The organism is Wolbachia endosymbiont of Tuta absoluta, from assembly GCF_059414725.1.
The window spans coordinates 1-1,057 of sequence record NZ_JBNRJY010000307.1 but is presented as its reverse complement, the minus strand read 5'-3'; the positions used below and the strand labels follow the sequence as shown (position 1 = coordinate 1,057).

The window sequence follows — 1,057 nt, the reverse complement described above, 5'->3', positions numbered from 1 at the left end:
GAACGATTCAATTGCATAAATAACTCTTTTATGTTTCTTCAGCATTATTGTGTGGGGAATTAGCATAGCAAAAAAATCAAAGCCATACTTTAAAACTTGATTAAGGGATGTAAATTATCAGTATTACTTCCATTTGAAAATCTTATGCGCGTGGGTGATATTTTTCATGTAATTGCTGCATGCGCACCTGTGCCACATGAGTATAAATTTGAGTGGTGGATAGATCGATCAATACCCTGTGCCTTATAAATATCTAATAATTCAGCAATGCGTGCCTTATCATCGCCAATACATGAAAGATGTGGAGCAACAGGTGTACCTTTACCATTAAAATCATTAATTGCGGCTAAAGTACGTTCACGGGTAGAACCACCAGCACCATAAGTAATCGAAAAAAACTCTGGATTGAATTGTTGCAATTCTTGATGAACGATTTTAAGTTTTTCCGCACCTGCGTCGGTTTTGGTTGGGAAAAACTCAAACGAAATGGGAATACGTTTGCTCATGATTAAATCCTTTTTTATAAATGCTTTTTAATATCTTTCACTTTTACCCAATCCTCTCCCTAAAGAGAGGATATCCACTTTCAATATATAAACTTTGAAAGTGTAGGGTAGATAGAATGAAAACTTAGTATTTATAAGCTTCAGATTTAAACGGACCCTCAACTTGCACACCTAAGTAGTCTGCTTGTTCTTGAGTCAATTGTGTCAATACACCACCAAAACCAGCAACCATTGCAGCAGCAACTTCTTCATCCAGTTTTTTAGGAATTAATTCAACACGGATTTTTGCTGCTTTTTGATCTTCTGGAAGATCTGCAAATTTTTCAGCAAATAGATGCATTTGACCTAATACTTGGTTGGCAAAAGAACCATCCATTACACGAGAAGGGTGACCTGTTGCATTGCCTAAGTTAACCAAACGACCCTCAGATAAAAGGATCGATCAAACAATAAGGTTTTATACAAAATTAGAACCAGGTAATCATATAAATGATGATGATGTAGATTCAGTTATAAAAGATTTATATAAAACAAAGTTATTTGCTGAAAAA

General features: G+C 35.0%; 2 protein-coding genes. Both read right to left on the bottom strand.

Going from position 1 to position 1,057, the window contains the following annotated elements:
• Window positions 1-164: 164 nt before the first annotated feature.
• Window positions 165-506 carry a methylenetetrahydrofolate reductase gene (locus ACJ5GX_RS03435; RefSeq protein ID WP_495292706.1) on the bottom strand — a complete coding sequence of 114 codons (342 nt, stop codon included), beginning with the start codon at window positions 504-506 and terminating at the stop codon, window positions 165-167.
• Between the two features lie 124 nt (window positions 507-630).
• Entirely contained in the window at window positions 631-924 is a 294-nt protein-coding gene (locus ACJ5GX_RS03430) for an adenosylhomocysteinase (RefSeq protein ID WP_495292705.1), read from the bottom strand.
• Between the last annotated feature and the right edge of the window lie 133 nt (window positions 925-1,057).